The sequence below is a fragment of the Geomonas azotofigens genome (assembly GCF_018919395.1).
Classification (GTDB): domain Bacteria; phylum Desulfobacterota; class Desulfuromonadia; order Geobacterales; family Geobacteraceae; genus Geomonas; species Geomonas azotofigens.
Genome location: NZ_JAHLME010000006.1, coordinates 213,703 through 239,268, shown reverse-complemented (window position 1 = coordinate 239,268; position 25,566 = coordinate 213,703). Strand labels below are relative to the sequence as shown.

The 25,566-nt window shown below is 63.3% G+C and carries 24 protein-coding genes and 3 tRNA genes; 26 read left to right on the top strand and 1 reads right to left on the bottom strand.

All coding sequences use genetic code 11. The annotated features are described in order from the left end of the window. Window positions 1-13: 13 nt before the first annotated feature. Window positions 14-1,387: a ParA family protein gene (locus KOL99_RS18340; protein ID WP_216511914.1), complete on the bottom strand. Its 1,374-nt coding sequence runs from the start codon at window positions 1,385-1,387 to the stop codon at window positions 14-16. A gap of 252 nt (window positions 1,388-1,639) precedes the next feature. On the opposite strand from KOL99_RS18340, the gene xseA reads away from it, so the two are divergent. From xseA to KOL99_RS18210, 26 genes are all read left to right on the top strand, one after another. Beyond that, window positions 1,640-3,016 (top strand): exodeoxyribonuclease VII large subunit, encoded by a 1,377-nt coding sequence (gene xseA, locus KOL99_RS18335; protein ID WP_216511913.1) that lies wholly within the window; start codon window positions 1,640-1,642, stop codon window positions 3,014-3,016. A 76-nt stretch (window positions 3,017-3,092) separates the two neighbouring features. Next, window positions 3,093-3,320 carry an exodeoxyribonuclease VII small subunit gene (locus KOL99_RS18330; protein ID WP_216511912.1) on the top strand — a complete coding sequence of 76 codons (228 nt, stop codon included), beginning with the start codon at window positions 3,093-3,095 and terminating at the stop codon, window positions 3,318-3,320. 54 nt (window positions 3,321-3,374) lie between these two features. Then, window positions 3,375-4,259, top strand: a complete 885-nt coding sequence (locus tag KOL99_RS18325) for a polyprenyl synthetase family protein (protein ID WP_216511911.1) — start codon at window positions 3,375-3,377, stop codon at window positions 4,257-4,259. Beyond that, window positions 4,260-6,197, top strand: coding sequence for a 1-deoxy-D-xylulose-5-phosphate synthase (gene dxs / locus KOL99_RS18320; protein ID WP_236026409.1), 1,938 nt, complete (start codon window positions 4,260-4,262; stop codon window positions 6,195-6,197). Continuing rightward, a complete protein-coding gene (locus tag KOL99_RS18315) occupies window positions 6,190-7,428 on the top strand; it encodes a peptidase MA family metallohydrolase (protein WP_216511910.1) in 1,239 nt (412 codons plus the stop codon). The genes dxs and KOL99_RS18315 overlap by 8 nt, the downstream gene beginning before the upstream one ends. 75 nt (window positions 7,429-7,503) lie before the next feature. Further along, complete coding sequence (locus tag KOL99_RS18310; RefSeq protein ID WP_216511909.1) at window positions 7,504-7,881, top strand: holo-[acyl-carrier-protein] synthase; 378 nt, start codon at window positions 7,504-7,506, stop codon at window positions 7,879-7,881. Beyond that, window positions 7,882-9,456 carry an NAD(P)H-hydrate dehydratase gene (locus KOL99_RS18305; protein ID WP_216511908.1) on the top strand — a complete coding sequence of 525 codons (1,575 nt, stop codon included), beginning with the start codon at window positions 7,882-7,884 and terminating at the stop codon, window positions 9,454-9,456. It abuts the gene before it with no gap. Between the two features lie 2 nt (window positions 9,457-9,458). Further along, on the top strand, window positions 9,459-9,908 hold the full coding sequence (locus KOL99_RS18300; protein WP_216511907.1) for a CBS domain-containing protein: 450 nt from the start codon (window positions 9,459-9,461) through the stop codon (window positions 9,906-9,908). A gap of 8 nt (window positions 9,909-9,916) precedes the next feature. Continuing rightward, the gene (gene tsaE / locus KOL99_RS18295) at window positions 9,917-10,378 is read left to right on the top strand and encodes a tRNA (adenosine(37)-N6)-threonylcarbamoyltransferase complex ATPase subunit type 1 TsaE (protein WP_216511906.1); all 462 of its coding nucleotides are present in this window, start codon (window positions 9,917-9,919) and stop codon (window positions 10,376-10,378) included. A gap of 277 nt (window positions 10,379-10,655) precedes the next feature. Then, window positions 10,656-11,873, top strand: a complete 1,218-nt coding sequence (locus KOL99_RS18290) for an aspartate kinase (RefSeq protein ID WP_216499469.1) — start codon at window positions 10,656-10,658, stop codon at window positions 11,871-11,873. Between the two features lie 174 nt (window positions 11,874-12,047). Then, complete coding sequence (gene cimA / locus KOL99_RS18285; protein WP_216511905.1) at window positions 12,048-13,634, top strand: citramalate synthase; 1,587 nt, start codon at window positions 12,048-12,050, stop codon at window positions 13,632-13,634. Then, window positions 13,634-14,188 carry a ComEA family DNA-binding protein gene (locus tag KOL99_RS18280; protein WP_216511904.1) on the top strand — a complete coding sequence of 185 codons (555 nt, stop codon included), beginning with the start codon at window positions 13,634-13,636 and terminating at the stop codon, window positions 14,186-14,188. Before cimA ends, KOL99_RS18280 begins: the two co-directional genes overlap by 1 nt. A gap of 153 nt (window positions 14,189-14,341) precedes the next feature. After that, window positions 14,342-14,497 (top strand): hypothetical protein, encoded by a 156-nt coding sequence (locus tag KOL99_RS18275; RefSeq protein WP_012529698.1) that lies wholly within the window; start codon window positions 14,342-14,344, stop codon window positions 14,495-14,497. A 305-nt stretch (window positions 14,498-14,802) separates the two neighbouring features. Then, on the top strand, window positions 14,803-15,213 hold the full coding sequence (locus tag KOL99_RS18270) for an RrF2 family transcriptional regulator (protein ID WP_216511903.1): 411 nt from the start codon (window positions 14,803-14,805) through the stop codon (window positions 15,211-15,213). 136 nt (window positions 15,214-15,349) lie between these two features. Beyond that, entirely contained in the window at window positions 15,350-16,693 is a 1,344-nt protein-coding gene (locus tag KOL99_RS18265; protein WP_236026407.1) for a cytochrome ubiquinol oxidase subunit I, read from the top strand. Between the two features lie 9 nt (window positions 16,694-16,702). After that, window positions 16,703-17,731 (top strand): cytochrome d ubiquinol oxidase subunit II, encoded by a 1,029-nt coding sequence (cydB, locus tag KOL99_RS18260; RefSeq protein ID WP_216511902.1) that lies wholly within the window; start codon window positions 16,703-16,705, stop codon window positions 17,729-17,731. Window positions 17,732-18,050: 319 nt separating this feature from the next. After that, entirely contained in the window at window positions 18,051-19,358 is a 1,308-nt protein-coding gene (tig, locus tag KOL99_RS18255) for a trigger factor (RefSeq protein WP_216511901.1), read from the top strand. An 8-nt stretch (window positions 19,359-19,366) separates the two neighbouring features. Continuing rightward, on the top strand, window positions 19,367-19,966 hold the full coding sequence (gene clpP, locus KOL99_RS18250) for an ATP-dependent Clp endopeptidase proteolytic subunit ClpP (protein WP_199387858.1): 600 nt from the start codon (window positions 19,367-19,369) through the stop codon (window positions 19,964-19,966). Then, entirely contained in the window at window positions 19,963-21,216 is a 1,254-nt protein-coding gene (clpX, locus tag KOL99_RS18245) for an ATP-dependent Clp protease ATP-binding subunit ClpX (RefSeq protein WP_216511900.1), read from the top strand. The genes clpP and clpX overlap by 4 nt, the downstream gene beginning before the upstream one ends. Before the next feature lie 9 nt (window positions 21,217-21,225). Then, window positions 21,226-23,646, top strand: a complete 2,421-nt coding sequence (lon, locus tag KOL99_RS18240; protein WP_216511899.1) for an endopeptidase La — start codon at window positions 21,226-21,228, stop codon at window positions 23,644-23,646. Between the two features lie 88 nt (window positions 23,647-23,734). Next, window positions 23,735-24,010 (top strand): HU family DNA-binding protein, encoded by a 276-nt coding sequence (locus tag KOL99_RS18235; RefSeq protein ID WP_216511898.1) that lies wholly within the window; start codon window positions 23,735-23,737, stop codon window positions 24,008-24,010. Window positions 24,011-24,042: 32 nt separating this feature from the next. Beyond that, window positions 24,043-24,119, top strand: a tRNA-Asp gene (locus KOL99_RS18230). 14 nt (window positions 24,120-24,133) lie between these two features. Further along, window positions 24,134-24,209, top strand: a tRNA-Val gene (locus KOL99_RS18225). 98 nt (window positions 24,210-24,307) lie between these two features. Beyond that, window positions 24,308-24,384, top strand: a tRNA-Asp gene (locus tag KOL99_RS18220). Between the two features lie 228 nt (window positions 24,385-24,612). Continuing rightward, entirely contained in the window at window positions 24,613-25,353 is a 741-nt protein-coding gene (locus KOL99_RS18215) for a polyprenol monophosphomannose synthase (RefSeq protein WP_236026405.1), read from the top strand. Then, complete coding sequence (locus tag KOL99_RS18210) at window positions 25,353-25,538, top strand: hypothetical protein (protein ID WP_216511897.1); 186 nt, start codon at window positions 25,353-25,355, stop codon at window positions 25,536-25,538. The genes KOL99_RS18215 and KOL99_RS18210 overlap by 1 nt, the downstream gene beginning before the upstream one ends. Window positions 25,539-25,566: the final 28 nt, after the last annotated feature.

Genomic DNA, 25,566 nt, shown 5'->3' with positions numbered 1-25,566 from the left:
CAGTCCCCTTCTTTTAAAGCTGTGCCGCGATTCTCTTCTTGAGCTTCGCCACTTCCCGGTACTTTTCGTCCACCAGGATCGAGGCGGGGTTGTCGCCGTTCACGGGGTGAACCATCAGGAAGGCGTCGCGCAGCTCGCCTTCGTACCCCGCCAGGGTCTCGGTCATGATCCCGGAGAAGCCGTCGCGCTCGGGTGCGCGGGCCAGCGGGTATTTCTTCTTCAGCAACTCGCTTCCGGCCAGGTCGAACCGGTGGAAGTCGATGCTGCCCGCCTCATCCCCGACGCCGGGGTTCAGCACGAACACCGACTCCAACGCGGTCTGGTGGATCATCTGCCTGGTCGGGTCGTCCGGCGGCAACTGGCGCTCGATCTTGAAGATGGTCGACACCAGGAATCCGGTGAAGCAGTCGGCTTCCATGTAGCCGCTGGCGGCACCGTCGGAACTCTCGCAGTAGTAGGAAACCTGCGACTCCTGGCTCAACTCCTTGCCGCAGACCAGGCACTGGCTCTTCAGCCCGGACAGCCTGCCGAAGTATTCCTCTTTCCTCCTCTTGTTCTCCTCGTGCTGCCACTTGTCGTAGAGCATCGCGCGCGGCTCTTCGGTCTCGTAGAACTCGTTGAGGCAGGTCTGCCCCAGCGCCGCGAACTGGCCGTACACGTCGGTGCCGCGCCCGTGGGTGAGGATCGGGTAGATCTTCCCTTCGGGATTGGTGTTCAGGCTCTCCACCTTGGGGCTCTTGGAGATGAATATGTCGGAGCAGCGGAAGCCGCGGTTGATGGCGAAGGCCTTCAGGAGCGTCTTCTGGTCCTTGAACATCCCTTCGAACTTGATCCTCTCGTCGATCAGGCAGGGGATGAGCGACAGGCTCTTTCTGTCCAGCCCCCTCTTGTCGAACAGTTCGAAGATGTTGCGGCAGTTGTCCATGCTGGCCATGTCCTTGATCGGGACCAGCACCCGGTCCGCCGCGTAGAGCGCGTTCTGGGTCAGCACGTCGAGGTCCGGGCGGGTGTCGACGATCAGGATGCCGGGTATCTCGGACATTGCCAAGAGCCGCGCCAGCACCATCGGTCCCTTGAGCGAGCCGCGCAGTTCCGGAAGGGTGGTGGAGGAGGGGATGTAGTTGACCCCGTACTGGCCGGTGTGCAACAGGTCGCGCCCGCGGGTCTCCAGCAGGAGGTCGGCCACGGTACCGTTCAGCTTCTGCCCCTTGATGGAGAACATCTTGTCGATGGTGAAGTGGTTGTCGAAGGAGAAGATCGATACCGGCAGATTTTCGTCCAGGGCCTTCAGGAAGATGGCGAGGTTGGTGGCCAGCGTCGTCTTGCCGACGCCCCCCTTTTCCGAGGAAACGGTTATTACATAAGGGTAATTTTTCATGGCGCGCATACTAACATCGACACGGGCGGACGGTCAACCCGTTTGACAGTGGCGAGCGCGGCGTGATAGAAACGTGGACGCCGGGTGCCGCGGATACTCCGTGCTCTTTGAGAAAAAGCGGTTACGCGAAGCAGTCGCGAAGGACACGGAGAAAGGCTTTTTTGATGTTGCCCCGAAGTCTTTTCCCTTTGCGCTCTTTGTGGATACTTGGTGTTCTTTGCGTAACTGCTTTTTACGTTGACTGCTTTTGGCGGAGGGGTAATGCAACTTTTCAAAGAACGCCGTGTCCTGACGGTGAGCGCGCTGACGGCGCTGGTGCGCGGCCTCCTGGAGGAGAACTTCGACCAGGTCTGGGTGGAGGGGGAAATCTCCAACCTCGCCTGCCCGCAGTCGGGGCACTGCTACTTCACCCTCAAGGACGCCGGCGCCCAGATCCGCTGCGTCATGTTCCGCGGCGCCTTCCGCACCCTCAAGTTCACCCCGCGCGACGGCATGCGCATCCTCTTGCGCGCCCGCATGACCCTCTTCGAGCCGCGCGGGGAGTACCAGCTCTCGGTGGAGACCATGGAACCGCAGGGGATCGGCGGGCTGCAGATGGCCTTCATCCAGTTGAAGGAGCGCCTCGCCAAGGAGGGGCTCTTCGCCGAGGCCCACAAGCGCGAGATCCCCAAACTCCCCCGCAAGATCGGCGTGGTCACCTCGCCCACCGGCGCCGCCATCCGCGACATCCTCACCGTGCTCTCGCGCCGCTTCGCCAACGTGGAACTGTTGATTGCGCCGGTCCGGGTCCAAGGGGAGGGGGCGGCCCAGGAAATCGCGGCCGCCATCGCCGACCTGAACCGCGCCGGCAACGTCGACGTCATGATCGTCGGCCGTGGCGGCGGGTCGCTGGAGGACCTCTGGGCCTTCAACGAGGAGGTGGTGGCGCGGGCCATTCATAAATCCGTCGTCCCCGTCATCTCGGCGGTGGGGCACGAGATCGACTTCACCATCGCCGACTTCGTCGCCGACCTGCGCGCCGCCACCCCGTCGGCGGCGGCGGAACTGGTGGTACAGAGCAAGCAGGAGTTGACCGCGACGGTGGAGGCGCTCACCCACCGGCTCCAGGTCGCGCAGCTGCGCCGGCTGGAGCGCTCGCGCGCGCTGGTGACGGCCTTGAGCCGCGCCATCACCGACCCGAGCCGCATCCTCGGGCACCTGGCCCAGCGGGTCGACTCGCTGGATGCCCGCCTGGTGCGGGAGGCCGGGCTCATCCTCGACGATGCCTCGGAGCGGATCGTCACCCTGTCGGCGCGCCTGGCCCGCCAGAGCCCCGCGCTTACCCTGCGGCGCAATGCGGAACGGCTTTCGACGCTCTCCCTGCGCCTGGACCACGCCATGACCCGCCGCCTGGCCTGCGCCGCCGAGAGCGTCGGGCTCGCCACCGGAACCCTGAACGCGGTGTCGCCGCTGGCCACCCTTTCCCGCGGCTACAGCATCGCCCGCAAGCTTCCCGGCCGCTCGGTGATCACCTCGTTTCGGCAACTGGCCCCCGGCGACCGGCTGGAACTCTCCCTCGCCGCCGGTTTCGCCCTCTGCACCGTGGAGCGGGCCAGCGGGCAGAGTGAATCCTTGACGGCACCAGAGCGATCGGTATAATAGGCGATCACTTTTTAATAATTAAACGCGGCGGCGCTTCTAATCCGTCGCGGCAGTACCCGGACACGAGGTTGGCATGGCCGTTGAGAAGTTCGAGACCGCACTGAAAAAGCTCGAGGACGTCGTGAAGAAGCTGGAAGGGGGAGAACTCTCGCTCGAGGATTCCCTGAAGGCGTTCGAGGAGGGGGTGAAGTATTCCGCCTTCTGCTCGAAGAAGCTGAACGAGGCCGAACGACGGGTCGAACTCCTCGTCAAGCAGCGCGACGGCAGCCTCTCCGCCAGGCCCTTCGAAGAGGAGGAGTAGCACCCGCGTCCGCGGCAGTCTTCCATTCCACTACACCGAAAGCGAGACCATCACATGGATCTTAAGGAATACCTGAAGCAGAAGTGCCAGCTGGTCGACCAGGCGCTGGAGCGCTACCTCCCCGATGCCAAGGAACTCCCGGCATCCCTCCATAGCGCCATGCGCTACTCCGTCTTCGCCGGCGGTAAACGGGTCCGCCCGGTGCTGATGCTGGCTGCCTGCGAGGCGGTGGGCGGCTCCGCGGATGCCGTGATGCCGGCGGCCTGCGCCATGGAGATGATCCACACCTACTCGCTGATCCATGACGACCTTCCCGCCATGGACAACGACGACTTCCGCAGGGGTAACCCCACCAACCATAAAGTATATGGGGAGGCGACCGCCATCCTGGCCGGCGATGCCCTTTTGACCGAGGCGTTCATCCTGCTCTCCAACGGCGTCGGCGGAGACCCCGCGGCACGGCTCAGGGTGATCCAGGAGATCGCCGTCGCCTCCGGCTCGCGCGGCATGGTGGGGGGGCAGGTGGTCGACATGGAAAGCGAGGGGCGCCACGACGTCGACATCGCCACGCTCTCCTACATCCACACCCACAAGACCGGCGCGCTGATCCGCGCCTCGGTGCGCTGCGGCGCCATTTTGGGAGCGGCGAGCGAGGAGCAGTTCAAGTCGCTCACCCGTTACGCCGACGCCATCGGCCTCGCCTTCCAGATCGCCGACGACATCCTCGACGTCGAGGGGACCACCGAGGAGCTCGGCAAGGACGCCGGCAGCGACCAGGCCCGCGGCAAGGCGACCTACCCGGCACTGATGGGGCTGGAGGCGTCCAAGGCGCGCGCCCAGGAGCTGGTAGAGATCGCGCTGGACGCGCTCGCCTCCTTCGACGAGCGGGCCGAGCCGCTGCGCGCCATCGCCTCGTACATCGTGAAAAGGAAATCGTAAATGCCCAGCATCCTTGACGGCATCACCGACCCGAGTCAACTGAAGTCGCTCTCGTTGCGCGAGCTGGAGACGCTCGCCGAAGAACTGCGCGCGCGCATCATCGACACCTGCGCCGCCAACGGCGGCCACGTGGCACCGAGCCTCGGCGTGGTGGAACTCACCATCGCGCTGCACCGGGTCTTTGATTCCCCCAAGGACAAGATCGTCTGGGACGTGGGGCACCAGGCCTACGCCCACAAGCTGTTGACCGGCAGGAAGGAGCGCTTCGGCACGCTGCGCACCCGGGGGGGCATCAGCGGCTTCCCCAAGCGCGCCGAGTCGCCGCACGACTGCTTCGACGTCGGCCACTCCTCCACCTCCATCTCGGCCGGCGTCGGCTTCGCCGTGGCGCGCGACCTGAAAAAGGGGCGCAACAAGGTGCTGACGGTGATCGGCGACGGCGCCATGACCGGCGGCCTCGCCTTCGAGGGGCTGAACCACGCGGGTGAATTGAACAAGGACCTGGTGGTGATCCTGAACGACAACGAGATGTCCATCTCGGAGAACGTCGGCGCCCTCTCCAACCTCCTCTCCCGCACCATCACCAGCGAGTACGTGCACCGCGCCAAGAAGGACCTGGAGGCCTTCCTGGAGGGGGTCCCCATGTTCGGCAAGTCGGTTTTGAGGATCGCCAAGCGGGCCGAGGAGTCGCTGAAGACCCTGTTCACCCCCGGGATGCTCTTCGAGGCCTTCGGTTTCGAGTACATCGGCCCCATCGACGGCCACGACATCCCGAAGCTTCTGGAGACGCTGGAGAACGTGAAGCGCTTCGACGACGCGGTGCTGATCCACGTGCTGACCAGGAAGGGGAAGGGGTATCCTCCCGCCGAGGCGAACCCCTCGCTGTTCCACGGGGTCGGTCCCTTCGACGTCAAAACGGGAAAGGTGCACAAGGGGAAGGGGGGCGCGGCCTCCTACACCGGCGTCTTCGGCCAGACCATCAAGCGGCTGGCCCAGGAGGACGAGCGCATCGTCGCCATCACCGCCGCCATGCCCGACGGCACCGGCCTCACCCCGTTCGCCAGGGAATTCCCCGAGCGCTTCTTCGACGTGGGGATCGCGGAGCAGCATGCGATCACCTTCGCCGCCGGGCTCGCCGCCCAGGGCTTCAAGCCGGTGGTGGCCCTCTACTCGTCGTTTCTGCAGCGCGGTTTCGATCAGCTCTGCCATGACGTCTGCCTGCAGGATCTCCCGGTGGTGTTCGCCATCGACCGTGCCGGCGTGGTCGGCAGCGACGGCCCCACCCACCACGGCGTCTTCGACCTCTCCTACCTGCGCGCCATCCCCGGGCTCACCGTGATGGCCCCCAAGGACGAGAACGAGCTGCAGCACATGCTGCTGACCGCTCTTTCGCTGGACGGCCCGGCTGCCCTGCGCTACCCGCGCGGCAACGGCCTGGGGGTCCCGATGGACCAGATCCTCACCCCGCTGGCCGTGGGCAAAGGGGAGCGGTTGAAGGATGGCAAGGACGGCGCCATCCTCGCCCTGGGCACCATGGTCGAGTCCGCCCGGCAGGCCGCCGCGGCCCTGGCCCTGGAAGGGATCGACGTCGCCGTCATGAACGCGCGCTTCGTCAAGCCGCTCGACGCCGAGCTTATCCTCGACCTGGCCCAAACCGGCCTCCTGGTCACGGTGGAAGACAACGTCGCCCAGGGGGGCTTCGGCACCGCCGTCCTGGAACTGCTCGAAGAGCACGAGGTGACCGGGGTACGTGTGGTCCGCTTGGGCTATCCCGACTCGTTCGTGGAGCAGGGGGAACAGGCCGACCTGAAGGCCGCCTACGGCCTCGACGCCGCCGGGATCGCCCGCTCCGTCCGCGAGGCCTGCCAGGGGCTCCGGCCTTCCGCGCCGCTGCAATGCCCGGAGCAGCCGGCCGTCCCGGACCAGCCGCATGCTTGATCGCGCGCTGCTGCTTGCCCTGCTTTTTTGCGCCGGCACCGCTTTCGCCGCCGACCCTCTCACCTATGGCTCCAAGGCCCAGCAGCTGATCAGTAAGGGCGACTTTGCCCAGGCGCTCGATGAGCTGAAGTCGGCGACCTCCCGCTTTCCCTACGACCAGGAACTCAAGCATCAACTTGCCTTCACCTATACCGAGCTTGCCAAGCGCGACCTGCAGTCGGGGCGTTTCGCGCAGGCCGCGGAGAATTTCAAGCAGGCGCACGAGCTGCTCCCCGAGAGCAAGGAGCTGGCCCTCATGCGCGGCATCGCCCTGTACCTCAACAAGGATTACCCGGCGGCGCGGGACGAGCTGCTCCAGGCGGGGGAGGGGAGCGAGCCGCTCGTCTACCTGGGCAAGATCAGCTACGATACCGGCGACCTCACCGGCGCCCTACAGCTGTGGCGCCGCGCCAAGGAACTGGACCCGTCCAACAAGGTGCTGGCGGGCCTGATCGAGAAGGCCGAGCGAGAGCTGCCGGTGGAAGCCAGGATGGACAAGGGGTACAGCTCCATGTTCGACCTGAGCTTCGACGCCGAGCTTCCCCCCGGCCTCTCCACGCAGGTGCTCGACGCCCTGGAGAGCGCCTACAACACCGTCGGCGCCGATCTCGGCGTCTTTCCCACCACGCGTATCCCGGTGCTTCTCTACACCAAGAAGGATTACCGAAGCGTGACCGCTGGTCCGGACTGGTCGGGGGGGCTCTACGACGGCAAGATCCGGCTCCCGGTGGGGGGGCTCACCGAGCTGACGCCGCAGCTGCGCGCCATCATCTTCCACGAGTTCACCCACGTCCTGGTGGCCGAGCTCACCCACGGCAACGTCCCCACCTGGTTCAACGAGGGGCTTGCCGAGATCGAGGGGCGCAAGCTGTTTGCCCCCAAGCTGCCGCAGTTGGACACGGCCCAGGAAAAGCACCTGTTGCCGCTGGCGGACCTGTCCCGCGGCTTCACCGGCATGGGGGGCGCCCAGGCCTGGATGGCCTATCAGCAAAGCTTCGCCATGACCAGTTTCATGGTGCAGCGCTACGGGTGGTACTCCGTGCAGGAGATCCTGAAGAACCTGGGAGCTCACGCGGACATGAACAAGGCGGTCTCAAAGGCGTTGGCTGATTACGCGCTGGACCTGGACGGCGTGATGCGCGAGTGGCGTGAATCTCTGCCGGCCGCGAGCACGGGCGGCGCGTCGCAGTGAGTGGTATAGTATCAGTCAAGGCAGCCGCTATGGCAGTATCTGAGGCGGACGGCACGGCAACAAAGGGGAGTTCTCTTGATTTACGGTACCGGCGTTGACATAGTGGAGATCGCCCGTTTCGAGAAGTTCCTAAAGCAGGGGAACGACGCACTGTTTCAGCGCATCTTCACGCGCGGCGAGATAGGTTACTGCTCCACCAAGAAGTTTTCGGCGCAGCACTATGCCCTGCGTTTCGCCGCCAAGGAAGCCTTTTTGAAAGCGCTGGGGACCGGGCTGCGCGACGGACTTTCCTGGCAGGACATGGAAGTGGTCAACGATTCCCTGGGCAAGCCGGCGCTGAGACTTGGGGGACGGGCCGAAGAACTGTTCCGGGAGGCGGGACTGTGCTCCTGCTTCCTGTCGCTTTCGCACGACGCCGGCTGCGCCGTGGCCATGGTGGTACTGGAGCGTTAGATGAAGGTCGTGAGCGGACAGGTCATGCAGCTTATGGATCGCCGGGCCATCGGCGAGTTCGGCGTGCCGGGGCTGGAGCTCATGGAGCGGGCCGGGCGCGGCTGCGCCGACGTCATCGAGGAGGCCTTCGGCGAGGGTGAGGCGAGGCGTGCCGTCATCGTGGCGGGCAAGGGAAACAACGGAGGCGACGGCTTCGTGATCGCGAGGCTCCTCGCCGAGCGGGGCTGGGAAGCGCCGGTGCTGCTTTTGGCCGCGCCGGAGGCGGTTGCCGGGGACGCGGCTGCCAACCTGGCGCGCCTGGACCGCGCGACGGTGCACAGCGTGCCAGGGGGAATCGCCGGCGAGGAGGACCTGCTGCGAAGCGCCACGGTCATCGTGGACGCCCTGCTCGGCACCGGCATGAACAGCGAGGTCACCGGGGTCTACGGCGAGGCCATCGATCGCATCAACGCGGCCGGTGCGCCGGTGGTTTCCGTCGACATCCCCTCGGGCGTCGACTCCGCCACCGGGAAGGTGCTGGGGCGGGCGGTGCGCGCCGACATCACCGTCACTTTCGCGCTCGCCAAGCTGGGCAACGTCCTGTACCCCGGCGCGGAACTGTGCGGCCGGCTGGTGGTGGCCGACATCGGCATGCCGGACGCCGTCGTCGCACAGGCCGACGGGGCGGAGTACGTCGATGTCGCCTGCGCGGCCGGGCTGTTCCGCCCCCGCGGCGTCACCGCCCACAAGGGGAGCGGCGGACATTGCCTCATCGTCGCCGGGAGCACCGGTAAGACCGGCGCCGCGGCCATGGCGGCCAACAGCGCGCAGCGCACCGGGGCGGGCCTTGTCACCCTCGCCGTGCCGGCCGCGCTGAACCCGGTACTGGAACAAAAGACCACCGAGGCCATGACCATCCCGGTCGGGCCGGAGCGGGCCGGGTACCTGAGGGCGGGCTCCCTTGCCGAGATCCTCGCCGCCGCGGCCATCCGGGATGTGGTCGCGCTGGGACCCGGGATCGGCACCGCCCCCTCCACGGTCTACCTGGTGCATTCGCTCCTCGCCGCACTTGATAAGCCGCTGGTGCTGGACGCCGACGGGCTGAACGCCGTGGCGCTCAACCCCGAGCTGCTACTGGGGAGGAAGGGCCTGATCACCGTGCTCACCCCGCATCCCGGGGAGATGGCGCGCCTGGCGGGGTGTTCGGTGCCCGAGGTGGAGGCGGACCGTATCGGCTGCGCCCGCGCCTTCGCCACGAAATACCGCGTCTACCTGATCCTCAAGGGTGCCCGCAGCATCATCGCCGCGCCGGACGGGCGCATCGCCGTCAACGGCAGCGGCAATCCGGGCATGGCCAGCGGCGGCATGGGGGACGTCTTGACCGGGGTGGTCGCCGCCTTCCTGGGGCAGGGGTACGATCCATTCGCCGCCTGCCAACTGGGCGCTTTCGTTCACGGCCACGCCGCCGATTTCCTGGTGGAGGGGCTCGGCACCCAAGGGATGAGTGCCACCGACGTACAGGAGATGCTCCCCGTGGCGCTGGCCAATTTGGCCGCGTCCCGAACCACCGCAACCAACCATCAACAGGGAGAATGACCATGAAGAAAGCGAAAGAGATCATGACCACAGACGTCATCACCGTGCGCCGCGACACCACCGTCAGGGATCTCGCCAAGCTCTTCGCCGAGCGCCGCATCTCCAGCGTCCCCGTGGTGGACGACGAGGGGCTGCTGATCGGCATCGTCTCGGAAAGCGATCTGATCGAGCAGGACAAGCCGCTGCACATCCCGACCGTCATTTCCATCTTTGACTGGGTGATCTACCTGGAGAGCGACAAGCGCTTCGAGAAGGAACTGCAGAAGATGACCGGGCAGACCGTGGGCGACATCTATTCCGAGGACGTGGCCAGCGTGGGGCCGGACGCGCCGGTCTCCGAGGTGGCCGGGATCATGACCGAGAAGAAGGTTCAGGCCGTCCCGGTCGTCGAAGGGCGCCGCGTGGTCGGCATCATCGGGCGCATCGACATGGTGCGCACCATGATCGCCTAGGCGGCCGGATGTCCTGCGTGGTGACCAAGAGCCAGCAAGAGACGGTGGAACTGGGAGCGAGGCTGGGGCGGCTGCTGCAGCCGGGGGATTTCGTCGCCCTGGTGGGGGATCTCGGGGCCGGCAAGACGCAGTTCGCCAAGGGGATCGCGCTTGGGCTGGAGGTGGATCCGGAGACCCCGGTGACGAGCCCCACCTACACCATCCTCAACATCTACGACGGCCGCATCCCGCTGTACCATTTCGACCTGTACCGGCTCGAAGGGGCGCACGACGTGGAGGCCCTGGGCTTCGAGGAATACTTCTCCGGAGACGGCGCCTGCGTCGTGGAGTGGGCCGAGCGGCTGGAGGAGGATCTCCCCGCCGACCTCCTCACCGTCACCCTGCATCACGCCGGAGTCGACGAGCGCTCCGTCTGTTTCGACGCCTCCGGGCCGCGGGCGCGGCTCCTTGCCGAAGCGGTTCTGGCATAGCGACTGGCACAGCGCCGTTCGGGATTCAAACAGCGGGTTGCCCGGCCGCTCCAATCCGGTTGGCTTGATGCACCAAACGCCCCTCTCTCTCAACGAGGAGGGGCGTTTTTTTATACTGTAAACAGGACGACCCGGAAAAATGAAGAAATAGGCTATCTTGGCCGCGATTACTTAAAAAAATGTTTTGACCGTACACGCTAATGTGCTAATAAAGTGGTTCCTACCGCCGGGATTACGGTCCGGGTGGATCAATCAGTAGAGTACAAGGAGGACTGACATGGCTTTGGTGGTCCAAAAGTACGGCGGCACCTCGATGGGGTCCGTCGAACGAATTCGCAACGTCGCCAAGAGGGTGGCAAAAACCTATGACGCCGGCAACGACATGGTGGTGGTTGTCTCCGCCATGGCAGGCGAAACCAACAAGCTGGTCGCGCTTGCCAACGAGGTGTGCGAGTTCCCGGACAACCGTGAATATGACGTGCTTGTTGCGGCTGGGGAGCAGGTCTCCATCGCACTGCTGGCCATGTGCCTGAAAGCCATGGGGTACAAGGCCAAGTCCTACCTCGGCTTCCAGGTGCCCATCCTCACCGATACCTCCTACAGCAAGGCCAGGATCGAGAGCATCGACGACAAGAAGATGCGCGCCGACCTGAAGGAAGGGACCATCCTGATCGTGGCCGGTTTCCAGGGCGTCGACGAGTTTGGCAGCGTCACCACCTTGGGGCGCGGCGGCTCCGACACCTCGGCGGTAGCCCTCGCCGCGGCCCTCAAAGCCGACGTCTGCGAGATCTTCACCGATGTGGACGGCGTCTACACCACCGATCCCAACATCTGCAAGGACGCCAAAAAGATCGAGCGCATCTCCTACGAGGAGATGCTGGAGTTGGCCAGCCTCGGCGCGAAGGTGCTGCAGATCCGCTCCGTGGAATTCGCCAGCAAGTACAACGTCGACGTCCACGTCCGCTCGAGTTTCAACGAAAATCTCGGAACCATGGTTACCAAGGAGGATAAAGAAATGGAAGCAGTGCTCGTCTCGGGTATCGCCTACGCCAAGGATGAAGTCAAAATCGCCGTCATGCAGGTGCCGGACAAGCCGGGGATCGCCGCCCAGATCCTCTCTCCGCTTTCCGACGCCAACATCTCCGTCGACATGATCGTCCAGAACGTGAGCGAGGCCGGTTCCACCGACTTCACCTTCACCGTGCCCCAGGCCGATTTCAAGAAGGCGCTCTCCATCACCAAGGAAACCGCCGAGGCCATCCACGCCAAGGAAGTGCTCTCCGACGAGAACGTCACCAAGGTTTCCATCGTCGGTCTGGGCATGAGGAGCCACGCCGGCGTGGCCACCACCATGTTCCAGGCGCTCGCCAAGGAGGGGATCAACATCCAGATGATCTCCACCTCCGAAATCAAGATCTCCGTCGTGGTCGACGCCAAGTACACCGAACTCGCCGTCCGCGTGCTGCACGACGCCTTCGGCCTGGCGGGAAAGTAAAGAACCCGTTCTAAGTTCTACGTTCTATGTTCTACGTTGAAACCTTTGGGTGGCGTGGGGCATGGAACGTGGAACGGGGCGACTGGCATGTTGGCTGCCAGCAGGAGACGTTGGCTTGCAGTTAACGTAGAACCTAGAACACAGAACGTAGAACAGCCTTTCAAGGGTGGTGATATGAGCCTGGTCAAACTTTACGATACGACGCTTAGGGACGGAACGCAGGCGGAGGACATCTCTTTCCTGGTCGAGGACAAGATCCGCATCGCGCACAAGCTGGACGAGTGCGGCATTCACTACATCGAGGGGGGATGGCCCGGTTCCAACCCCAAGGATGTCGCCTTCTTCAAGGACATCAAGAAGGAGAAGCTCTCCCAGGCGAAGATCGCCGCCTTCGGCTCGACCCGCCGCGCCAAGGTCACCCCGGACAAGGACCAGAACCTGCGCACCCTGGTGGACTCCAAGGCCGACGCCGCCACCATCTTCGGCAAGACCTGGGACTTCCACGTGCACGAGGCGCTCAGGATCCCGCTCGAGGAGAACCTGGAGCTGATCTTCGACTCGCTGGAATTCCTCAAGAAGAACATGCCCGAGGTGTTCTACGACGCCGAGCACTTCTTCGACGGCTACAAGTCCAATCCCGAATACGCCATCAAGACGCTGCAGGCGGCCCAGCAGGCGGGCGCGGACTGCATCATCCTGTGCGATACCAACGGCGGCTCCATGCCCTACGAGATCGCGGCGATCGTGGACGAGGTGAAGAAGTCCATCTCCACCCCGCTCGGCATCCACGCCCACAACGACGGCGAGTGCGCCGTGGCCAACTCCATCATCTCCGTGCAGCAGGGGATCGTGCACGTGCAGGGGACCATCAACGGCTTCGGCGAGCGCTGCGGCAACGCGAACCTCTGTTCCATCATCCCGGCGCTCAAGGTGAAGATGCAGCGCGACTGCATCTCCGACGCCCAGATGAAGACGCTGCGGGAGCTGTCCCGCTACGTCTACGAGCTCGCCAACCTGGCCCCCAACAAGCACCAGCCCTACGTCGGCAACTCCGCCTTCGCCCACAAGGGGGGCGTGCACGTCTCGGCGATCCAGCGCCACCCGGAAACCTACGAGCACATGCGGCCGGAACTGGTGGGCAACACCACCCGCGTCCTGGTATCCGACCTCTCCGGGCGCGCCAACATCCTCGCCAAGGCGACCGAGTTCAACATCAACCTGGACAGCAAGGACCCGGTGACCCTCGAGATCCTGGAAGACATCAAGTCCATGGAGAACCGGGGCTACCAGTTCGAGGGGGCGGAGGCTTCCTTTGAGCTGCTGATGAAGCGTGCGCTCGGCACGCACCGCAAGTTCTTCTCCGTGATCGGCTTCCGGGTCATCGACGAGAAGCGCACCGAGGACGATCAGCCCATCTCCGAGGCGACCATCAAGGTCAAGGTGGGAGGGAAGATCGAGCACACCGCCTCCGAGGGGCACGGCCCGGTCAACGCCCTGGATAACGCCCTCAGGAAGGCGCTGGAGAAGTTCTACCCGAAACTCAAGGACGTGAAGCTGCACGACTACAAGGTCCGCGTGCTTCCGGCAGGGCAGGGGACCGCTTCCTCCATCCGCGTGCTCATCGAGAGCGGCGACAAGGAAGGGCGCTGGGGCACCGTAGGCGTCTCCAGCAACGTCATCGAGGCCTCCTACCAGGCCCTCGTGGACGCCATCGAGTTCAAGCTGCACAAGGACGAGGAGACGGCGGCACCGAAGAAGTGATGCCCAGGAGCCAGCGACTCGCCCTTTGGTGCCTCGCCCTGCTCCTCTCTGTCTCGCTGTATCTTAAAGGCCGCGTTCCCACCCCCAGGGGTGAGGGCGCGGCCTTTTCCCGTTATACGGGGCAGGGGATCACCGTGCGGGTGGCAGGAACGGTGCGACATCCTGGCATTTACCGCCTGCCGCTCGGGATATCGGCTGGTGCCGCCATAAAAATGACGCTTGCCGACGAGGGCGCCACGACAAGCGTCAGAGGACCCGTCACTCGCGTACTCGCCAGCGGGGACGTGGTCATCCTGGATAAGGATGGAGCGGGTAACACCTCTATAATATTATCTAAAATGGGTGCCAAGGAGAGGATGCTCCTCCGGGTCCCCCTGCATCCCGACCTGCTCGCGGAAGAGGAATGGAACCTGCTCCCCGGCATCGGACCGGCACTTTCCCGGCGCATCATGGCCGATCGTCAGAAAAATGGCGCTTTTGGTTCGGTAGAGGGACTGCTGCGGGTGCCGGGGATCGGGGAGGGGAAACTGGCGGCAATTCGAAAGTATTTCTAATGGTCGCTAAGGGAGCATTTTTGCGATGGTTCGTTCGAAAAGGAGTACGGTTTAGATTACAACTTGTTCAGATTTCCGATGTTGGCATGTCGTGTGAATTATACGTTCCCACATGAAGTTCTTTAATCAACTTTTTGTTGGGAGGTATGGCTTATGAAATGCCCTAAATGCAAAGGTAGGATGTTTGCCGAAAAATATTACGACTTCGTGAGATCGTTCGATGCCTGGAAATGCACCTGCTGTGGTGAGGTGCTCGATCCCACCATCCTCGCCAACAGAGCCAGGAACTTCAACAGCCTCCTCGGCTGATCCTCAAATCTAAATACGACATCACAGGGGGGACGTCTCCGGCGCCCCCTCTTTTTATTCCCCTGCTTGTCAGTCGTTGCCCCGCGCCCGCCGGACCCCGAGCGGTCTCGTTGCGCGCGGACTGGCTGTGCCTGCTCGCTCCGCTGTGAGCCGATCTCCGGGATCGTCCGTCCTCATACGCCACCCTGACTGTAGCCGGCAACCTGCGGCTGTCATAGATAAAGTGGTTTCGACCATGATTTTATCTTGACAGGAGCAGGGGGGTCGGTTATAAAAGGGATCAAATTGGTCCTAAAGGTGTTTTTATGATGGAACTGACCCGCAAGGGCGAATACGCAATCCGTGGCATCATCTACCTGGCGCAACAGCCGCCGGGGCGGGTCTCGCTGATCAGCGAGATCGCCGCCGCCGCCGAGGTGCCGCAGACCTTCCTTGCCAAAATCTTCCAGAGCTTCGCCAAACTCGGCCTGGTCACTTCCTCGCGCGGTACCGGCGGTGGCTTCGTCCTGGCGCGTCCGGCGTCCGCCATCACGCTGCGTGAAGTGGTCGAGGCGGTCGAGGGGCCGATTCTCCCGAACCGCTGCCTCCTGGGCAGCGCCTGCGACAGGGGAGGCCCCTGCCGCGTGCACGCCGTTTGGAAACAGGTGCAGACCGAGGTGGTTCATATCCTCGACGGGGTCACCATCGATACCCTGGCCCGTAACCCCGAGCACTGAGTCGTCGCGACAAAAATTTTTTGTCTATAATTAGGATAAAGAAGGTCCTGTTTGTCTTTTGTGACCATTAATATCAAGTACGGCTGAGAAGCGGCCCCAAGGGCCAAACTGTTCAATTTTATCTAAGGAGCGAATCATGGATGTACTAACCCTGAGCAGGCTGCAGTTCGCCATCACCAGCATGTTCCACTTCATTTTCGTCCCCCTCACCCTGGGGCTGTCGGTCCTGGTGGCCATGATGGAGACCCGCTACGTGCTGAGCGGCAACGAGATGTACAAGCGGATGGCGAAGTTCTGGGGCAAGCTGTTCCTGATCAACTTCGCCCTCGGCGTGGTGACCGGCATCACCATGGAGTTCCAGTTCGGCATGAACTGGGCCGAGTACTCGCGCTACGTCGGCGACATCTTCGGCGCGCCCCTCGCCATCGAGGCGACCGTGGCCTTCTTCATGGAGAGCGTGTTCATCGGGGTCTGGGCTTTTGGCTGGGACAAGGTGGGCAAGAGGTTCCACGCGGTTTCCATCTGGCTGGTGGCTCTGGCGACCAACCTCTCCGGGCTTTGGATCCTGTTGGCCAACGGCTGGATGCAGCACCCGGTAGGCTACGTGCTCAGAAACGGCCGCGCCGAGATGGTGGACTTCATGGCGCTCATCACCAACCCCTTCGGGCTTCTGAAATTCGGGCACCAGATCGTCTCCGGGTACACGGTTGCCGGCTTCTTCGTGATGGGGATCTCCGCGTACCACCTGCTCAAGGCGCGCAACCGCGAATTCTTCAAGGCGTCCTTCGGCATGGCCGCCGTCTTCGCCCTGGCCGCATCCATCATGGTCGGCGTTATCGGCGACTTCCACGCGGCCGATGTCGCCAAGACCCAGCCCGCCAAGTTTGCCGCCATGGAGGCGGTCTGGAATTCCTGCAGCAACGCTCCCATGCACCTCATCGCCTTCCCGGACGAGAAGAACGAGTGCAACCTGGTCACCGCGCTCCCGGTGCCGGGCCTGTTGAGCTTCCTTGCCTTCCACGACACCAACGCCCAGATCCGCGGCATCACCTCGTTCCCGAAGGACGAGCGCCCGCCGGTACTCCCGGTCTTCCTGAGCTTCCGCCTGATGGTCGGGCTGGGCACCCTGTTCATCCTCCTTTCGGCCGCGGCACTCTTTCTCTCCAAGAACGGCCTGCTGGAGAAGTACCCCCTGTTCCTGAAACTGCTGGTGCTCTGCATTCCGCTCCCCTACATCGCCAACCAGCTCGGCTGGCTGGTGTCCGAAGTGGGGAGGCAGCCCTGGATCGTCTACGGCATCATGAAGACCTCGGATGCGGTCTCCAAGTCACTGGAGCTGTCCCAGGTGATCGGGTCGCTGCTCGGCTTCACGCTTCTCTACGGCCTGCTGGGCTTCGTGGATATCTACCTGTTGGCCAAATTCGCCCGCAAAGGGCCTGAAGAATCTCACGTCGGCGCTACCAACGCCTTCAGAAACTAGGGGGGGACAATGGATCTGCATATCGTATGGTTTGTGCTTTGGGGAGTTCTCTGGGCGGTCTATTTCATGCTGGATGGTTTCGTCCTTGGTGCGGGGATGCTGCACCGCGTGCTGGGCAAGACCGACCTGGACCGGCGCGTCGTCATCAACAGCTTTGGTCCGGTGTGGGATGGTAACGAGGTCTGGCTGATCACCGCGGGGGGCGCCACGTTCGCAGCCTTCCCGACCACCTACGCCCTCATGTTCAGCTACCTGTACACGCCGCTTCTGCTGCTGCTCTTCGGCCTCATCGTGCGCGGGGTCTCCTTCGAGTTCCGCAGCAAGGAGGAGGGGGCCGCGTGGCGCGGCTGCTGGGACTGGGCCATCGTGCTGTCGAGCTTCGTGCCGGCGCTGCTCTTCGGGGTCGCCTTCGGCAACATCTTCTCCGGCCTCCCTATGGACCAAGCCGGGTACCACGGCTCCCTCGTCGCCCTCTTGAACCCCTACGGCATCGTGAGCGGCCTGCTCTTCGTGATGCTCTTCCTGGTGCACGGCGCTCTCTACGTGGCGGTGAAGAGCACGGGCGACCTGAGCCGGCGCGCCGAGTCCCTGGCCCGCACCTTGTGGGTCCCGCTGCTGGTCGTGGCGGTCGCCTTCCTGGGGTACACCAACTTCGCCACCAAGCTCTACGACAACTATCTCAAGGCACCGGTCTTCATGGTGGCGCCGCTTCTGGCGGTGGCGGCCCTGATCGGCGTGCGCATGCTGCTGGGGATGGGCAATACCCTCGCCGCGTTCGCCGCCTCCTGTGTCACCATCCTGGGTGTGGTGGCGACCGGAGTGATCGGGCTCTTTCCCAACCTGATCCCGTCCAGCCTGGATACCTTGTCCAGCCTCACCATCTATAACAGCTCCTCCTCGGAGTACACCCTGCGGATCATGACGGCGGTCGCCTTCATGTTCGTGCCGGTGGTGATCCTGTACAAGATCTGGGTGTACCGGGTCTTCAGGGGGAAGGTGACCGCCGAGGCGGTGGCCGCCGACCACGAGGCCTACTAACCACCCTTTCGCCAGCCGCCGCCCCCCACTCCGGGGGGCGGCTTTTCTCTTTCCGGGCCCGCTCCGGACGGGGCGCCGCGGCCGTAAGCGATTAAAGCGAAACCAATTCTATATTGACAAGTTCCCTTCCTCTTTGCTACTTTACCCTCTTGTCGCGCGCGCTAAGCGAACAGCGCCGGTGCCATAGCCCTTCCCGGGAGGCAGCTTTTCCAGCGGATGCCCCGACAGACCCGTCACCACAACCCCCGCCCAGACATTCATGCACGAGGCATTACGGCAGAGAGCCTGCCATATAAAGTGAACAAAGAGAGGACTTTCCATGCAGATTAGTGTTGAATCGGTCAACAGCATCAAGAAGAAGTTGAACTTCGAAATTCCGGCCGACAAAGTTTCCGCTGAAGTTGACAAGGCGTATGCCGAAATAAGAAAGCATGCCGCCGTTAAAGGGTTCCGCAAGGGCAAGGTCCCGATGAGCCTGATCGAGAAACACTACGGCGAGAAGATGGCAGAGGACGTCGTCAAGAATCTCGTTAACGATACCTACTTCAAGGCTGTCACCGAAAAGGGGCTCAACCCGGTATCCTACCCGGTCATCGAGAGCGAGCTGCTCAAGAAGGGCGAGCCGTTCAAGTATTCCGCGACCATCGAAGTCTTCCCGGAAGTCGAGCTCAAGGAATACCTCGGTCTCGAGGTTGAGAAGGAGCAGCTGGTGCTCGACCCGGCTGCGGTCGACGCCCGCCTGAAGGAGATGCAGGAGCGCATGGCGCAGCTCGCACCGGCTCCGGAAGGGCATGCCGCCGCCCTGGGCGATTTCGTTACCTTCGACTTCAAGGGTTCCATCGACGGCGTTCCCTTCGAGGGTGGTGCCGCCGAGGACTTCCAGCTCGAACTCGGCTCCGGCCGCTTCATCCCGGGCTTCGAGGACCAGATGGTCGGCCTGACCGTCGGGACCAACGCCACCATCAAGGTCACCTTCCCCGAGAGCTACGGCTCCGCGGAACTGGCTGGCAAACCGGCTGACTTCGAGATCACCGTCAAGGAGATCAAGATCAAGGAGCTCCCCGAGCTGAACGACGAGTTCGCGAAGGAGTTCGGCGAGGAGTTCGAGACCCTGGACCTCCTGAAGGCCAAGCTGGCCGAGATCAACCAGGTCCAGGAAGAGTCCCGCATCAACCACGACCTGCGCGAGAACGTCTTCAGGGTGCTGATCGAGAAGAACCCGGTCGAGGTCCCCGAGGCACTGGTCGACCGCCAGGTCACCATGATGCTGGAGAACACCAAGCAGCGCCTCGCCTCGCAGAGGATGTCCCTGGAAATGATGGGGATGACCGACGACAGCTACAAGGCCCAGTTCCGCGACGCGGCCCGCGACCAGGTCAAGGGTTCCGTCATCGTCGACGCGGTGGCCGAGAAGGAATCCGTCGAGGTGACCGAGGAGGAGTTCCAGGCGCAGATCGCGCAGATCTCCGGCCAGACCGGTCAGCCGCTTGAGAAGGTGGCTCAGCTGTACAAGACCAACGAGCGGGCCAAGGACAGCCTGATGGCCCAGATGAGGGAAGACAAGGCGGTGCAGTTCATCATCGATCGCGCCAAGGTTACCGAGGTCGCCAAGGCGGAAAGCAAATAGGAGATTCCATGCTGGTACCGATAGTAGTGGAGCAGACTGGCCGGGGCGAGAGGTCGTACGACATCTATTCGCGCCTTCTGAAGGACAGGATCATCTTCCTGGGTGGCGGCATCGACGACAACGTCGCCAACCTGGTGATCGCGCAGCTCCTCTTCCTGGAGGCCGAGGATCCCGACAAGGACATCCATCTCTACATCAACTCCCCCGGCGGTGTGGTCACCGCCGGGATGGCGATTTACGACACCATGCGCTACATCAAGGCTCCGGTGTCGACCATCTGCATCGGGCAGGCGGCCTCCATGGGCGCCTTCCTGCTGTCGGGCGGGGAGAAGGGGAAACGGTTCTCCTTGGCCAACTCGCGCATCATGATCCACCAGCCGCTGGGAGGGTTCCAGGGGCAGGCGACGGATATCCATATCCACGCCAAGGAGATCCTGCGCATGAAGGACCAGCTGAATGAACTTCTGGCCGAGCATACCGGTCAGAACGTGGAAAAAGTGGCCGCCGATACCGAGCGCGACTATTTTATGTCGGGCGAAGAGGCTAAGACATATGGTATTATAGATGCCATTGTGACTAGAAACGTCGTCACCGGAGGTGCCAATTGAGCAGAAGAGATGACCGTTCCGATACGCTGATCTGTTCCTTTTGCGGGAAGAGCCAGGAAGAGGTGAAGAAGCTTATTGCGGGGCCTACGGTCTACATCTGCGACGAGTGCATCGAACTTTGCAACGACATCATCGCGGAGGAGTCCAAGCTTGAGGACACCTCCGGGCCGGACGTCCGCAAGCTCCCCAAGCCGCAGGAGATCAAGGAAGTCCTGGACGAGTACGTCATCGGGCAGTCCCGCGCCAAGAAGGTGCTGGCCGTCGCGGTGTACAACCACTACAAGCGCGTCGAGGCGCCCACCAAGCCGGGCGACGTCGAGATGCAGAAGAGCAACATCCTGCTTCTGGGCCCCACCGGTTCGGGCAAGACGCTCCTGGCCCAGACCCTGGCCCGCATCCTCAAGGTGCCGTTCGCCATGGCGGACGCCACCAACCTCACCGAGGCGGGCTACGTCGGCGAGGACGTCGAGAACATCATCCTGACCCTCCTGCAGGCCGCCGACTACGACGTGGAGAAGGCCCAGAAGGGGATCATCTACATCGACGAGATCGACAAGATCGCCAGGAAGTCCGATTCCCCCTCCATCACCCGGGACGTTTCCGGTGAAGGGGTGCAGCAGGCGCTCTTGAAGATCATCGAGGGGACCATCGCCAGCGTCCCGCCCAAGGGTGGCCGCAAGCACCCGCAGCAGGAGTTCCTCAAGGTGGACACCACCAACATCCTCTTCATCTGCGGCGGCGCCTTCCCGGGTCTGGACAACATCATCCAGCAGAGGATCGGCGTGAAGACCCTGGGCTTCGGGGCCGACGTCAAGAAGAAGGTGGAGAAGAAGGCCGGGGAACTGCTGGCCGGGGTGACGCCGGAGGACCTGTTGAAGTTCGGCTTCATCCCCGAGTTCGTCGGGCGCCTCCCCATGCTCGCCTCGCTGTCCGAACTGGACGAGGAGGCCATGGTGCAGATCCTCAAGGAGCCCAAGAACGCGCTGATCAAGCAGTACCAGAAGCTGTTCGAGATGGAGCACGTGAAGCTCAAGTTCACCGACGGCTCCATGATCGCCATCGCCCGCGAGGCGCTGAAGAGAAAGACCGGCGCGCGCGGCCTGCGTTCCATCCTGGAGAACGCGATGCTCGACATCATGTACGAGATCCCGTCCCAGAGCATGGTCAAAGAGGTGGTGATCAGCGAAGAGGTGATCTACAGCAAGGAAAAACCGATCATCGTCTACGAGAACGTGGCCGAAAGCGCCTAACAGGTACATATGACCGAAGAAACCAGCAGCAGACGCAAGAAGAGAGGGAATCCGGAACGGTTCCCTCTCTTTCCTTTACGGGACATAGTGATCTTCCCGCACATGGTGATCCCCCTGTTCGTGGGTCGCGAGAAGTCGGTGCTCGCCCTCGAGGCCGCCATGGCCCAGAACGACAAGCTGATCCTGCTCGCCACCCAGAAGAACGCGAAGACCGAGGACCCTGAGCCGGCGGACATCTACACGGTCGGCACGCTCTGCCAGGTGATCCAGCTCCTCAAGCTCCCCGACGGCACGGTCAAGGTGCTCGTGGAAGGGAAACGGCGCGGCTCCATCGTCTCCTTCAGCGAGCGGACCGATTACTTCGAGGTCGAGGTGGAGACCCTCGCCGAGAAGAGTTCCAACCTGACCGAGGTGGAGGCCTTGAAGCGCGGCGTGCTCGCCTCCTTCGAGAGCTACGTCGAGCTGAATAGCTCGGTGCCGGCCGAGATCCTGCAGTCGGTGCAGGGGATCGCGGATGCCTCCCGCATGGCCGATACCATCGCGCCACACCTAAACCTCAAGGTCGCCCAGAAGCAGGAGCTTTTGGCCGCGGTGCAGCCGGCCCGGCGCATGGAGCGCCTCTTGTCGCTCATGGGCGCCGAGATAGAGATCCTGCAGATCGAGAAGAAGATCCACGCCCGGGTCAAGAAGCAGATGGAGAAGACCCAGAAGGATTACTACCTAAACGAGCAGATCCGCGCCATCCAGAAGGAGTTGGGGGGCAAGGACGAGTTCAAGCAGGAGCTGAGGACCCTGGAGGCGAAGGCCGCCAAGCTGCCGCTCTCGGCCGAGGCCAAGCAGAAGGTGCAGGCCGAGATCAAGAAGCTGAAGGTCATGTCCCCCATGTCCGCCGAGGCGGCCGTGGTGAGAAACTACGTGGACTGGCTGCTCGCGCTTCCCTGGGGCGCCTACGCCGAGGAGAACCGGGACATCCAGGTCGCGCGCGCCCGTCTCGACGGCGACCACTACGGGCTGGAGAAGGTGAAGCTGAGAATCCTCGAGTTCCTGGCGGTGAGCGCGCTCGCCCCGGGAATGAAGGGGCCGATCCTTTGCCTGGTGGGTCCCCCCGGCGTGGGCAAGACCTCGCTGGCGCGCTCCGTGGCCAAGGCCACCGGCCGCGACTTCGTGAAGATGTCGCTGGGCGGGGTGCGCGACGAGGCCGAGATCCGCGGGCACCGGCGCACCTACGTGGGAGCCATGCCGGGGCGCATCATCCAGTCGCTCAAGAAGTGCGGCTCGTCCAACCCCGTGTTCCTGCTGGACGAGATCGACAAGATGACCTCGGACTTCCGCGGCGATCCGGCCTCGGCCCTACTCGAAGTGCTCGACCCGGAGCAAAACGCCTGCTTCAACGACCACTTCCTGGACCTGGACTACGACCTCTCCAAGGTGATGTTCATCACCACGGCCAACTCGAGCCACTCCATCCCGCGGCCGCTTCTGGACCGTATGGAGGTGGTGCGGCTGGACGGTTACACCGAGCACGAGAAGCTCGCCATAGCCCGCGAATACCTGATCCCGAAGCAGGCCGAGACCAACGGGCTCGCCGGCAAGGGGGTCAGCTTCAGCGATGGGGCCCTCTTGGAACTGGTGCGCCGTTACACCCGCGAGGCGGGGGTGAGGAACCTGGAGCGCGAGATCGGCTCGATTTGCCGCAAGATAGCCTTCTCCCTTGCGGAAGGGGGGAAGCTGCGCCGCACGGTGCAGCCAAAGCAGGTCGCCGGCTACCTCGGCCCGCCACGCTACAAGTATGGGGAGATAGGGCAGGAGGACGCCATCGGCCTGGTGACCGGCCTGGCCTGGACCGAGGTGGGAGGGGAGCTCCTCAACATCGAGGTGGTCTCGCTGCCCGGCAAGGGGAAGCTGACCGTGACCGGGAAGCTGGGCGAGGTGATGCAGGAGTCGGCCCAGGCGGCCATGACCTACGTCCGCTCGCGCGGGGAACTTCTCGGCTTCGCCAAGGACTTCTACCAGCACCTCGACATCCATATCCACGTCCCGGAAGGGGCGATCCCGAAGGACGGCCCCTCGGCCGGTATCGCCATGGCGTGCGCGCTTACCTCGGCGCTCACCAGGAGGCCGGTGCGGCGCGACATCGCCATGACCGGCGAGGTGACCCTGCGCGGCACCGTGCTCCCCATCGGCGGCTTGAAGGAGAAACTTCTCGCCGCGGGGCGCGGCGGCATCCGCACCGTCTTGATCCCCAGGGAGAACGAGAAGGACCTGGCCGAGGTGCCCAAGGAGATCCTGGCCGGGCTCACCGTGCACCCGGTGGCGCACATGGACGAGGTGCTCGGCCACGCGCTGCTGGCGCCGGTGGGGCTCCCTGCAGCCGCTCTGTACGCGGATGCAGCCCAAACGGCCGGTGACACCCCGGTGGTACCGCACTAGAAAAAAAATTAGAAAAAAGGTTGACACTCAGAACGAAGCTCTGGTATATAGTGTCTTCACTTTTGCGATGCATACCTAGGAGGAGCTAATGAATAAGGCAGAACTGGTAAGCGCCATTGCCGACGAAGCACAGTTGACCAAGGTTGATGCTGACAAGGCTCTCACTGGGATTCTTGACGCACTGACCAACTGCCTCGCTGCCGGCGACAAGGTAACCCTGGTCGGCTTCGGCACCTTCAGCGTCGCCGAGCGCGCCGCCCGCACCGGTCAGAATCCGCAGACCGGTAAGAAGATCGAGATCGCGGCTTCCACCGCTCCGAAATTCAAGCCGGGCAACACCTTGAAAGAACTGATCAACGGTTAACACGATCCCGGTTTACGGGATGTAGTAGATGCGGGGTTGTAGCTCAGTCGGTTAGAGTGCCAGCCTGTCACGCTGGAAGTCGCGGGTTCGAGCCCCGTCAACCCCGCCATATTAAATCATTTTGGGTGAATAGCTCAGCTGGGAGAGCGCCAGCCTTACAAGCTGGATGTCGGGGGTTCGATCCCCTCTTCACCCACCACAAGAAACATCGTTCAACGTTCTACGTTCAACGTTCCAACTTCAGAGGCGACAGGTGGTGACACCGGTTCCTCTCGCCCGGTAACGGATTAACAAGTTGGGGTTGTAGCTCAGTCGGTTAGAGTGCCAGCCTGTCACGCTGGAAGTCGCGGGTTCGAGCCCCGTCAACCCCGCCATTACAAGGAAAGGCCGCCCATCCAGGCGGCCTTTCCTTTTTTTCGTTGCGGCGACCGCCCCGCCGAGACACCTCCAGCCCCGGCGCCTTTGCCGCAATCCCTTTAGCTTGACTTGCCCGATCAAAATCGTTTATCCTCTGCGAGGTTCGTCGTCGGGCGGTGAAGTGCCCGAAGCGCTCCTGATTTTGCGGTTTTAGCCGTTCAATGCAAACGGAAAGAGAGCCCCCCTTGAAACCCATCAAGCCTATCGTGGTGATCCCCACCTACAACGAAAGAGACAACCTGGAAAAACTCGTCAGGCAGGTCCTGTCCCTGAACCCCGCTCTGGAACTGTTGGTGGTGGACGACAATTCCCCCGACGGCACCGGCGATCTCGCCGAGAGTCTGGCTGCGGAGACGGGGCGGGTCTCGGTGCTGCACAGAAGCGGCAAACTCGGGCTGGGCTCCGCCTACCGCGAGGGGTTCGCCAGGGCGCTCGACATGGGCGCCGACCTGGTGGTGCAGATGGACGCGGACTTCTCGCACGACCCCGCCATGATCCCCTACTTCTTCGAGGAGACCCGCCAGGCGGACCTGGTGATCGGGTCGCGCTACCTGAACGGGGTGAGCGTGGTGAACTGGCCGCTGCGCCGGCTCATGCTGAGCTACTTCGCCAGCGTCTACACCAGGGTCATCACCGGCCTCACCATCTCCGACTGCACCAGCGGGTTCAAGTGCTTCCGCGCCGAGGCGCTGCGGGCCATCGACCTCTCCAGCATCCGCTCGGACGGCTATTCGTTCCAGATCGAGATGAACTACCGCTGCAAGGAGAAGGGGTTCCGCATCAGCGAGGTCCCCATCATTTTCATCGACCGTCATGCCGGCACCTCGAAGATGTCGAAAAAGATCGTCCGCGAGGCGGTGCTCATGGTCTGGAAACTCAAGCTGGGGTCGCTGCTGCGCGCGGTGCTCCCCAAGAGGAGGGGGTAATGGCCTCGACGCTGTGGTCGATCGTCTGCGTGGCCGGGGTGTGGGGCTTCGTGATCTGCACCATCTTCTTCATCCTGCGCGCCTTTCCCGCCCGGGACCGTTTCGAGGGGAGAGCCGCCCTCAGGTGGGGGGCGGGGGTGCTGCTGTTCTTCGTCGTCTGGGTTCTCGGCATGATGCAGGCCTGACGCCGTTGTAGACAGGATCTGGTCCCCT

Bases quoted from the DNA above. Each gene is read 5' to 3' on its own strand.
- KOL99_RS18340 (WP_216511914.1), bottom strand. From the start codon at position 1,387: ATGCGCGCCATGAAAAATTACCCTTATGTAATAACCGTTTCCTCGGAA.
- xseA (WP_216511913.1), top strand. From the start codon at position 1,640: ATGCAACTTTTCAAAGAACGCCGTGTCCTGACGGTGAGCGCGCTGACG.
- KOL99_RS18330 (WP_216511912.1), top strand. From the start codon at position 3,093: ATGGCCGTTGAGAAGTTCGAGACCGCACTGAAAAAGCTCGAGGACGTC.
- KOL99_RS18325 (WP_216511911.1), top strand. From the start codon at position 3,375: ATGGATCTTAAGGAATACCTGAAGCAGAAGTGCCAGCTGGTCGACCAG.
- dxs (WP_236026409.1), top strand. From the start codon at position 4,260: ATGCCCAGCATCCTTGACGGCATCACCGACCCGAGTCAACTGAAGTCG.
- KOL99_RS18315 (WP_216511910.1), top strand. From the start codon at position 6,190: ATGCTTGATCGCGCGCTGCTGCTTGCCCTGCTTTTTTGCGCCGGCACC.
- KOL99_RS18305 (WP_216511908.1), top strand. From the start codon at position 7,882: ATGAAGGTCGTGAGCGGACAGGTCATGCAGCTTATGGATCGCCGGGCC.
- KOL99_RS18300 (WP_216511907.1), top strand. From the start codon at position 9,459: ATGAAGAAAGCGAAAGAGATCATGACCACAGACGTCATCACCGTGCGC.
- tsaE (WP_216511906.1), top strand. From the start codon at position 9,917: ATGTCCTGCGTGGTGACCAAGAGCCAGCAAGAGACGGTGGAACTGGGA.
- KOL99_RS18290 (WP_216499469.1), top strand. From the start codon at position 10,656: ATGGCTTTGGTGGTCCAAAAGTACGGCGGCACCTCGATGGGGTCCGTC.
- cimA (WP_216511905.1), top strand. From the start codon at position 12,048: ATGAGCCTGGTCAAACTTTACGATACGACGCTTAGGGACGGAACGCAG.
- KOL99_RS18280 (WP_216511904.1), top strand. From the start codon at position 13,634: ATGCCCAGGAGCCAGCGACTCGCCCTTTGGTGCCTCGCCCTGCTCCTC.
- KOL99_RS18275 (WP_012529698.1), top strand. From the start codon at position 14,342: ATGAAATGCCCTAAATGCAAAGGTAGGATGTTTGCCGAAAAATATTAC.
- KOL99_RS18270 (WP_216511903.1), top strand. From the start codon at position 14,803: ATGATGGAACTGACCCGCAAGGGCGAATACGCAATCCGTGGCATCATC.
- KOL99_RS18265 (WP_236026407.1), top strand. From the start codon at position 15,350: ATGGATGTACTAACCCTGAGCAGGCTGCAGTTCGCCATCACCAGCATG.
- cydB (WP_216511902.1), top strand. From the start codon at position 16,703: ATGGATCTGCATATCGTATGGTTTGTGCTTTGGGGAGTTCTCTGGGCG.
- tig (WP_216511901.1), top strand. From the start codon at position 18,051: ATGCAGATTAGTGTTGAATCGGTCAACAGCATCAAGAAGAAGTTGAAC.
- clpP (WP_199387858.1), top strand. From the start codon at position 19,367: ATGCTGGTACCGATAGTAGTGGAGCAGACTGGCCGGGGCGAGAGGTCG.
- lon (WP_216511899.1), top strand. From the start codon at position 21,226: ATGACCGAAGAAACCAGCAGCAGACGCAAGAAGAGAGGGAATCCGGAA.
- KOL99_RS18235 (WP_216511898.1), top strand. From the start codon at position 23,735: ATGAATAAGGCAGAACTGGTAAGCGCCATTGCCGACGAAGCACAGTTG.
- KOL99_RS18210 (WP_216511897.1), top strand. From the start codon at position 25,353: ATGGCCTCGACGCTGTGGTCGATCGTCTGCGTGGCCGGGGTGTGGGGC.